Annotated in this window: 8 protein-coding genes and 2 pseudogenes; 2 read left to right on the forward strand and 8 right to left on the reverse strand. The window is 34.7% G+C overall.

Annotated features, from left to right (window positions below; all coding sequences use genetic code 11):
* Positions 1-106: 106 nt before the first annotated feature.
* A pseudogene (locus tag IHO40_RS02315) lies at positions 107-820 on the reverse strand (class II aldolase/adducin family protein).
* 263 nt (positions 821-1,083) lie between these two features.
* Between IHO40_RS02315 and IHO40_RS02320 the strand changes: the two are divergent.
* Entirely contained in the window at positions 1,084-1,704 is a 621-nt protein-coding gene (locus IHO40_RS02320) for an AAA family ATPase (protein WP_225536592.1), read from the forward strand.
* On the opposite strand, the gene tsaB is transcribed toward IHO40_RS02320, so the two are convergent.
* The 7 genes and pseudogenes from tsaB to IHO40_RS02355 all read right to left on the reverse strand — a co-directional run bounded on the left by tsaB (position 1,705) and on the right by IHO40_RS02355 (position 7,123).
* Positions 1,705-2,322 carry a tRNA (adenosine(37)-N6)-threonylcarbamoyltransferase complex dimerization subunit type 1 TsaB gene (gene tsaB, locus IHO40_RS02325; protein WP_225536574.1) on the reverse strand — a complete coding sequence of 206 codons (618 nt, stop codon included), beginning with the start codon at positions 2,320-2,322 and terminating at the stop codon, positions 1,705-1,707.
* Positions 2,322-3,452, reverse strand: a complete 1,131-nt coding sequence (locus IHO40_RS02330; RefSeq protein ID WP_225536575.1) for a cation:dicarboxylate symporter family transporter — start codon at positions 3,450-3,452, stop codon at positions 2,322-2,324. The genes tsaB and IHO40_RS02330 overlap by 1 nt, the downstream gene beginning before the upstream one ends.
* Positions 3,453-3,540: 88 nt before the next feature.
* Positions 3,541-4,711, reverse strand: a pseudogene (locus IHO40_RS02335) (porin).
* A 74-nt stretch (positions 4,712-4,785) separates the two neighbouring features.
* On the reverse strand, positions 4,786-5,592 hold the full coding sequence (locus IHO40_RS02340; protein ID WP_225536576.1) for a nucleotidyl cyclase domain-containing protein: 807 nt from the start codon (positions 5,590-5,592) through the stop codon (positions 4,786-4,788).
* 571 nt (positions 5,593-6,163) lie between these two features.
* Positions 6,164-6,592: a lipase family protein gene (locus IHO40_RS02345; protein ID WP_225536577.1), complete on the reverse strand. Its 429-nt coding sequence runs from the start codon at positions 6,590-6,592 to the stop codon at positions 6,164-6,166.
* Positions 6,502-6,873, reverse strand: coding sequence for an alpha/beta hydrolase family protein (locus IHO40_RS02350; protein WP_225536578.1), 372 nt, complete (start codon positions 6,871-6,873; stop codon positions 6,502-6,504). Before IHO40_RS02350 ends, IHO40_RS02345 begins: the two co-directional genes overlap by 91 nt.
* A 37-nt stretch (positions 6,874-6,910) precedes the next feature.
* A complete protein-coding gene (locus tag IHO40_RS02355) occupies positions 6,911-7,123 on the reverse strand; it encodes a hypothetical protein (RefSeq protein WP_225536579.1) in 213 nt (70 codons plus the stop codon).
* A gap of 383 nt (positions 7,124-7,506) precedes the next feature.
* Between IHO40_RS02355 and IHO40_RS02360 the strand changes: the two genes are divergently transcribed.
* Positions 7,507-9,477 (forward strand): WD0745 family porin (locus tag IHO40_RS02360; protein ID WP_225536580.1); only part of this gene is annotated, 1,971 nt, incomplete at its 3' end.

Below are 9,477 nucleotides of genomic sequence, written 5' to 3' on the forward strand. Positions count from 1 at the left end.
GTTTTAGACAGTAGATCCTAGTATCAACTGCTGGGATAACAAGAAAAGGCTACTGGGATAACAAGAAGAGGAGCATTCAGAGGAAGATAGTAGTGCAAAGAGCTTCTTACAACTTACTTTTAATTAGTCTAACCCATGCGTGTTAATTTTTTTTCACCAGAATTGCTTTTGAAAGATAAAAGATCCTTTACAGCTTTTGAGCAAATTTCTTTGCTTGGAATTGATAATTCCCTATTCATCACTAATGTTAAACATTGAGTTTTACACGCTTGTTTTAAGCGATATGTATAAAACATTGCTTCTTGTATAGTCCGACCACACGTTATAGGTCCATGATCGCGCATTAACATCACAAAACTTTCTCTCAGATTGGCTATTAGTCTTTTTCCTTCTGTATCATCAAGTGCTAGGGAATTATAATCATAGTAAGATACCTCATTGTAAAAATGCAGCGCCCACTGACTTGTTGGGAGTAACCCATCTTTGAGGGAGGAAACTGCTACAACAGAAGGTATATGCAAGTGAAAAATTACTTAAACATCTTCCCTTGCTTGATAAATAAAGCCGTGGATTACATAACCAGTTTTATTACATTGATATTCTTTGCCCTCAATAACATCTCCATCAAACGACACCTTCATCAATGAATTTTCATTCACTCATTAAAGCGTATACCAAATGGATATATACAAAACTACTTTTGATTCTCAGAACGCGCCGATAGGTGAGTATATGTATGGCCATCCAGTTCTAAGTAAGATAAAATTTGATAGGCGTAGATTAGGTCCCTTTTTACCTTGCTCTTTATTAATAAAACAATTTTCAGCTAAGACCTTCTGAAAGTTTATACAAGAAGAGAGGCTCGTAGTAAACTCATACTTTTAGTTTGGAGGTAAATTAGAGAAAGAGGAATTCTTAGTAAACAATTCTCTATTACATAATCTATGGGACTTGTACAGAGTTTATGTCCTTGAACTATATAATATCTTAACTGCAAAAATAATTTTTCTATATAATGTTTTAAATGTTTTAAAGCTTAAGTTTCATGTTATTATGAATATAGATTTTAACATTATAAATAATATGATAAACATTAATACAAAGGAACAGATAACAGGAGTTTTCGTATATATTATCGGCTTTTCAGGAAGTGGCAAGCTTTCTACGGCAATAGAATTATCTAATATGATAGGTGCACTGATTGTAAACAGCAACTTTTCCAACAATACTCAAATCCGCTCTATATGTGATAATATCTTTGAATATGACCAAATCCCTAAAGAAGCCCAAGATAGAATATATAACATTGCACAAATTATGCTTCAGGCAATAGAAGCCTATCTAATTCATTCAAAAAATTACATATTTATTGATGAATTGATGAAAGATAATGATTACAATATAAGAATGTATAACTCAGTAGTAGAGCTTAGTAAAAGAATGAATACAAGAATTCTTCCTATAGTGCTAAAGTGTGACCTAACTACATTACAAAAACGCATTAAATTAAAAAGACAAAGGGAAAATAAGAAAGTTACTAGCATGAGCAGTATTATAGAGAAATTTAGGACTCGTAATTTATTTATACCGCCGAATGCCATAGAAATAGAAAATTCAAATATGAGTATAAAAGAAGTAGCCGAAGAAATAACAAACCAGATGTACAGACTTAGTCAAATCGATAGAGTTTACGCAAAAGGGTAATTATAATAATTTCATATACTGAGGCTCATTTAAATATAGAGCGTTGACCCCATTTAATTTTTGTTTATTTTCTAGCCTATAACGGGCCAATAGTCCTGCATGGCTAGCATTTAACTCTGGTAAATTGCAATCCACATATGTAATGCAGTTATTGTCTTTTGTCCCAGTACCTATCACACACTGGGATCCGGTAGCCGCAACTGGCTCTGACAGCGGCAATAAATTGAAATCAAATAACTGAGTATAAAACCCTTGAGCACTTTTGATTATAGCTCTGATATTTTTTTTACTGTTTGCACAAAGCAAGGATATTGCATACGCCTGAACTTCCAGTGCATTAACTCCGTATAACGGCTTATTCGTAGCAAGATTTATGCCTTTTGCAGCCGATATACCAACTCTAATTCCAGTAAAACTTCCTGGTCCAATCACTACCACTAAATGGCCTATTTTATCGTAGCTATAATTGTACTTATTGAACAGAGTGTTCAAAATTTGAAAAAATGTTTCTGCGTGGCTATTGCTGGTGGAATTGCGCTCTACAAAACAATTGCCATCATGGTCAATTATCGCTATTGAGCTACCAGCACCTACAGTATCAATCGCTAGAATGGACATTACCTAAGCTTATCATAGAGTTTTATAAACATTATAGTAAAAGCACCATTACCCATAACATTTGCTGAAGTTATTATTGGATCAAACACTACATATAATGCCGCGATTAACGAGAGCATTTCTGGAGAGAATTTAAGATACCTTTCAAGAACAGGCAGCATTGCTATAATTCCTCCTGCTGGAACTGCAGCGATAGCAAACTTAAATAACAAAAAATAAAGGAGGAAAGTTACATAGTCTGTCGTGGATAATGCATAACCGGAAGTTATTACCACCGATAATATTATAATAAAAAAGCAATCACCTACTAAATGAAAGCCGGAAGTCATTAATATAACAGACGATGCTACATCAGGTTGTTTTACATTTTTTTTACTCCCCTCAAGAGTAAGTGGCATAGTTGCACTGCTAGACATTGTACTAATCGCAGTAATAAATGCTGGCATCATATTGCTTATGCTAGTTATCCAGTTTGTGATCTTAAACGAATTTGCTGCTCCGTATAAGAGAAAAACATAAAAGTAAGTTACAGATATTATAATAACAAAAATTATTGAGCAATCTTTGAATATTATAGATAGAACCTGGTCATGTTGCATTTTTAAAGCAAGCCCAAGTACGAATACTGGAATAACTGGTATCAAAAAGACTTTTAGAACAAACGAAGTTAAGCCTGACATTTTGCGCGAGAGCTCTTTACTCTTTTTGGGCAGCAGAACAGACACTATTAAGCTGGATATAAATCCATAAGCAAGAGCATGAAAGTTAGAAAGGAGTAGCGGCAGCTTAAACGACCACAAAGGAGCAATTGTTTCTTCATATGTTATATCTTGTATTGAATAAGTGTTTTTCAGGAGAAAATGACCAATCGAATAAGCAATTAAACTTGAAACTAAATTCGACAAGAAAATCATTATGACAAGTAATAGTATAAACTTTATAGCCGACTGCTTAAGATCGTTAATACTGCTGAAGATTAACGCAAAGACAATAAAAGGCATTACAAATAGCAAAATTTCTTTGATACTCAAGCTCACTGAATACAAAAAGATTTTTGCTTCTATTGGAGCTAAATAACCAAAAAATACAACTGAAGCAATAATAGTGAGTAAGATTAGCAGTTGTAGCATGTTTTAATATAGCAATACTATATGGACATAATGCAGTGAGTTAGTTTTCAAGTAAAGCAAAACTACCTAAACTGCTGTCATGCATTTATCAAAAACTCAACTTCAACCCAGCCAATAATACATAACCTGAGTTGTTTTTGGACTCTTCGATGGCTCTTCGGCATTAAATTTTACAATATCGAAATAGTATGAAGTGCCCAAAAAAGATAGCTTTCAAGACCTAAAGCATATGATGTTAATTTGTTTATATCTTCGCCTACAATATTCCGACCACTACTAAAATATGTTAAGCTCAATCTGTGAGAATCAGATCGGTAAGCGACACCTGCATCCGTATAATACGTATTAGTCGTTTCAGGACTATATATCTTGCTCGATTTACCACCATTACCATATGAGAAAATGCAGTTAAGATCGAAAAGTTTCAGATTTAAACCAAAATTCCAGTGTAGTAACTGGTTACAGCACTCATAACTTTCATAGGTTCCATCTGAGCAATCGGTTGAATTTTCCCTTGCAAATTCACCAGTTAAAGCAGCAGTAAAATTTATATCATCCGACAAACTATTCTTATAGGAAAAGCCAGCAGCAACTAGATTGCTATAATACAAGTTATTCTTCCCTGGAACATAACTAAGCCAAAGTTAAAAGTTATAAATCTCAGGAGAGGTATAGCTTATTGCTGGTTGCTTTAATTTCATCTCTCGTCCATCATAATTATTATAAATATTGGGTTTACTCCAAGAAAGACTTTGTCTTTATCGTACCCAGTACCAATGCCCTTCTCATCGTTACGGAGATTTATATAGTTTACCCAACAACCATTTACTCTTCCAGCAGCCATGTAAATTTTTGAAGTATTGATCAGCATACTTTGACTGACTAAACTTTTTTTTCCATACTCAATTGACCTAAGCCCCAGGTTTTTTATGATGAAATACTATTCTTTCATGCCCAGTTTTTCTATGTCTAACGCCTTTAGGTTTGCGGTACCAGAAATTCCTGCCTTAATTAAACCCCATTTGAGTATTTGGATAAACTTGCTGTAAATTAAAGAAAGCGCAAGTGTGAATAACTTAAAATCCTGTCTTTAGGCCTAATATTGAAAGAATCTTTGTTAAAAGCGTAGCCAAACCTCAAATCTATTTTCCGTCCAGTTCTGAATAAAACATTCCCTTATCCAAAATTACCCTAGCGTTAGCACTATTTTGCGAGAATAATAACGAAAGCAGCGCTACCATGCAACATTTCAACTTCATAAATAAATTTAAATTTTTATAAAAGTTTAAGTTTAAATCCAATATAGGCAAAAGAAACTTTTTTACATAAAATATTAGATTTTGTACTGTGCAGCTAGTTTTTGAGCTATACTTCCATAAATTACTGATACACGGGGTAATTTTTGTTTTAATAGCTGCTTATTGATAGCAGAATGTATACGATCAATTACTTTAGGTGTGTCTTCTGTATTACAGTTAAATAAAATAAAGAGCACTTTATTTTCGCCAATATACCCTAAAAAATCATCACTGCGGCAATTTTTGTGAAAGTGCTCTATAACAACTTTCAATGCATCGTTCGTCTCTTCACAGTTACTATCGAAATCAATAACTCCCACAGCTATACTAATTTGATGTCGCAGAGCAAAATTTAATATAGCACGCAGCTCTAGAATGGAGGATTCATTGTCTGGTATATCAAATAAGTCGTGGTTTTTGTACTTTTTACCCATTAAATATTCATCCCTAAATATTCCTAGCTTATGAAGTAGGCTGATGTTGCGTATCAACAGCTCATAATTAATCTTGTCATTAGTGAATTGCATGGTGCGGAAAACCTTCACTTTTGTCTTGATGTCCTCTCCTCTAGAGTCAATTAAAGAAAAACCTATTACTTTAGTCAATATGTCAAGTAAATCATATCCATCCTCGGCATACTCTAAATAATTTCTCACATCTTCAGCTACTCTTGCACTTAAAATACTGATTAACGGCTTATTGAGTAAACTCTCTTTCCCATATTTTAACAAGTTCCTTGCAGCTTGGTTGAGCCCTGAAATTAATACAGTTTTTCTCCTATTATCCTGACAAACAGATATCACAGCATCATCTTTCCTTCTTGCAGTTATAAAATCTTCCATGCTTTCATTCTATACAGCGTACTTAATAAGTATAATCAGATTATATTAAAACTCATTTATCTTTGATATGCTTAATTAGATATAACGGAAGTAGCTTAACGCTATGGTGACTGTAGCTAGTTGCTTTTAGGTGGTAATAAAGGTGGAGTAGCTTTTATCACTTCAGTGCATGACACACAACTATACGAACATTGTAATTCAAGCCTATCAGAAGGATATCACTCAAGTAGCCCTTTCTTTCATCATCCCCTTCCTGCCATCCCAGCGCGTGACGCTAGGATCCATAGCCCTTCTGTCCGATAGCTATATAGGGTATATAAAGGGTTAATGGAGCATTGTTCCATCAACCAGCTGCTACGCGTCAATTATGGCAGGTGAAAAGTCTTTATGTGACTCAACCTTTACTTGTTCAAGGAAGGGTTCTCATGTTTACCTTCCACTTGCTTAGTCTTAGAAGGACTTTCATACTTACTTTTCACTTTTTCAAAGAAACCTGATTGACCGAAAGCATACCCTACTAAGTTAGCAGCGTAATATTGAACATTACCTAAAACCGCGGAGTTAATTCGTTCTAGCCTTCTCGAAGGACAGTAAAGTAAAGAGAAACGTCGTTGTTTGATCGGAACTCCCTTTCATCTGTTCTATAAATAACTTCATAATAACCATCTATTTTATAAACGGCATATCCTTCCGGCACTGATACTTTCAATTGTGCACCCAAGTGGGCATAACCAAATGAACCAGGTGATACTGCTGGCACTAGATCTTGCCTATGTTGAGTTACTCCTAGTTGTTTCCTGAAGAGCGTCATTGCAGATCTCACTAGCAGTAAGATTAAAAACCCCAGATCACTGAAAGTTGCAACACGAATATCTTCAGCCTCTTTTGTTTTGTTGAAACATAAAGCAGCTATCCTAGCAACAGCTTTCCCCATACTATGACCTGTGAGATTAATTTTAAAATCTTTATGAGATTTAAAAATACCATAAAGATTAGGCAATGAATCTGTAAATGCGTTGTGTAAAAGCCATAATGAATTCTTCCACCTTCAGGTAAAAGCTCTGAGGCAGTAAAAAATGCGTTTGCATCAGTTATTATGTCATCAAAGTCTTTAGTATCACGATAGGCTATAGTTGTTTCCCTATCTTTTGCAAAAACAAAACCAGCACACTTTCTACTACTGTAATAAGATAGAATAGTACTATAACCTTCCTTAATAAATTCAGCTTTAGTTTTATATCCTCCGTTAGATAATATCGGGTCGTTATTACCATAGGTCATCTTAGAGAAAGTACGCATCTCCAATAATTTCCCTTTATTAAACCTGCAATTTCTGCAGCACTTTCACCTGTTTGATCAGGCAAAGAATATATTTCTTTGGGTTACAAGGATTTATAAATTCATAATCTTCAAAGATCTCAAATTCATTGTCATATTCTTCTACCCCATTATCGTTGCCTGGTATTGAACTTACGTTGCTTGTACTGGTGTTTGTGATACCAAACCAATTGCGTAAGAAATTAAAATCCATATAAAACACCTCAATTTATCATAGCTTTATTAACTATACTAATAAATCTATACTGTTGTTAATAATTATTTTAATATTTTAATAAATATTTAAATATCTTAATAAAATCTTTTTATTGTTAACTATGTTTATTATTTTATCATGGAAAATTTTTACTTCCGCAGAGTAAATAACAGAGTTACAATGTAGGTAACAGGTAAAAGATATCAACCTCTATGCTAAGTTTTAGTTAATATGCACGCTAGGGATATTAAATAAAGTTGTTTTTAAGGTGTTGCATTTTACTTTTGTTTCAGCTATAAGGTTGCTTTAAGTTGAACTTTCAACATTTTTGTACTGTTTACGTTTAAGATAATGATTTTGAAATTTTTTGGGGGCACTTCATGAAACAATCTACCTACACTAGAACTGCTCTAGCTTCTTTATTGACTTTATGTTCTTTCGGCGGTTTTTCTGCTGACTTTTCCGATGAAAGTATAAAAAAGCAAGAGAGCGCAGTAACTTCTGGAAAAATGGAAGTTATGAAAACATCAAACAAAAAACTAAAAGAGAAAATGGACAGGATATGTAATGCTGATCCAAAAAAGGAAGCTGAAGAGCTTAAGAAAAAAGAGGAACTGAAGCTAGTTAGCAAGGAACAAACAAAACAGGCAAGGGATTCAAGAGCAAAGACTCTTAATGTTAAGAACTCTAATATAGAAGGTTCAAAAACTAAGAACTCTAAAACTCAGAAAGCTGAAATTGAGGTTAAAGCTGTTAACAAAAACATAGAGGAAAAAGGCAAAGCCAGTCCTGTTGCCTCAGTTGGCGGCGTTGATATTGTTGATGCCAACCGAGGAGCAAATGGTTTGAGAATTACTTTCGGTGGTATTGTTGATGCCCAAGGTTATGGTAAAGCAGGGATAGGTAGCGAAGATTATAAAAGCTATAACATTAAAACAGGCAAGTCTGTTAATTATTATAATGCTTCTGAAGAACAAATAAAAGGAGCGAATTCATTATTTCCTGGAGGGATAGGGAACATCGGTGATTATAGCGAAAACATGGGTATGATTGCAGATGCAATATTGCACTTAAGAGCTGAAAACAAAAACGAAGATTTGGGTCTTCTCTACGGCGCTGATGTGCAATTCCACATTCCGGTTACTGAAGGCAAAGCAGCTTCACAAGGTGTGAATGCGGCAAGAGGAAGAAGTGCACATGTGTTTTTGAATTCAAAATATGGTGACTTAAAACTTGGCTATCAGTTTGGTCCTGAGGCTCTAATGAGAGTTGATGCGACAAGAATTGCAACTGTTGATGGAGCTGCAGATAGTGACTGGTTTAGAAAAATGAACTTAGAAGGAAGCGCTGCAACGTTTCCATTTTATGTAACACCACGTCTTTATACTGAAAGCTTCTCAAGTGAAAGCGAAAGGCTCTCTTTCCGCATGGCTGGAAAGTATAACAAAGGTGTTATGACTACACTACCGTTTAGAATCGCTTACTACTCACCAAGCCATATGGGTGCAAGGTTTGGCATTAGCTACTCACCTCGCTATGAGGGTAGTCTGTTTAGCGTTAGTGAAGGATCTAGCGCTATCGACTTTGATTCAGGCATTGAGAACGTTGCTGATGAATTCATAAAAGCTGGTAATCTTTCTTATTCAGGAAGAGAAGATTTAACAGATGCTATAAAAGCAGTAGTTGATCCTGCAGTAGCTAATGACACGGGTGCAACTGTTGCTGAAAAATGGACTGCAATTGATAAAGCTGCTACAGACTTATTTAACAACATAAAACAACCTGATGCTGGTAGTGTTACTACTGAAATAGCTAAGAACAAGACTGTTAGAGGAATGGTGTCAGGGCTTACCATTGACCCTACAGATGTGGGTACAATTAGTGCATTAGCAGCTACTGATAGAAAGTATGCTAATAAAGATACTTTTAGACTTGCTTTAGTAAATAAAATTGGTGATGACTATTTCAAAAACCCTGATACAGGAAAAGAAGACCTTAAGGGAGCAAGAGCAGCAGTAAATGCTGTAATAAAAGAAGCGGTGGAAGGTTTAATATCAGACTCAAATAAGGACAGGATAAATACTAAGAAAAGACAAGACATAAAAAACAGAGTAAAAGAAATATATGGTAATGCTATTTTACTTGATGCCATAAAAAATGGTCCTCATGGTAACTCAGCTATCAGGCACGTTGGTCCAGATTATGAGCATATAATAAGCGCTGGTGCATCATATGAATATGACTTTAGTCAGCATAATATAAAAGTCAAAACTTCTGCGGTTGGTGAATATGGTCACGCAAAAAAAACGGATAGCGCCAAGTATGCTTATAAGGAATTTGTAGAATATAAT

This window comes from Wolbachia endosymbiont of Mansonella ozzardi (genome assembly GCF_020278625.1).
Taxonomy (GTDB): domain Bacteria; phylum Pseudomonadota; class Alphaproteobacteria; order Rickettsiales; family Anaplasmataceae; genus Wolbachia.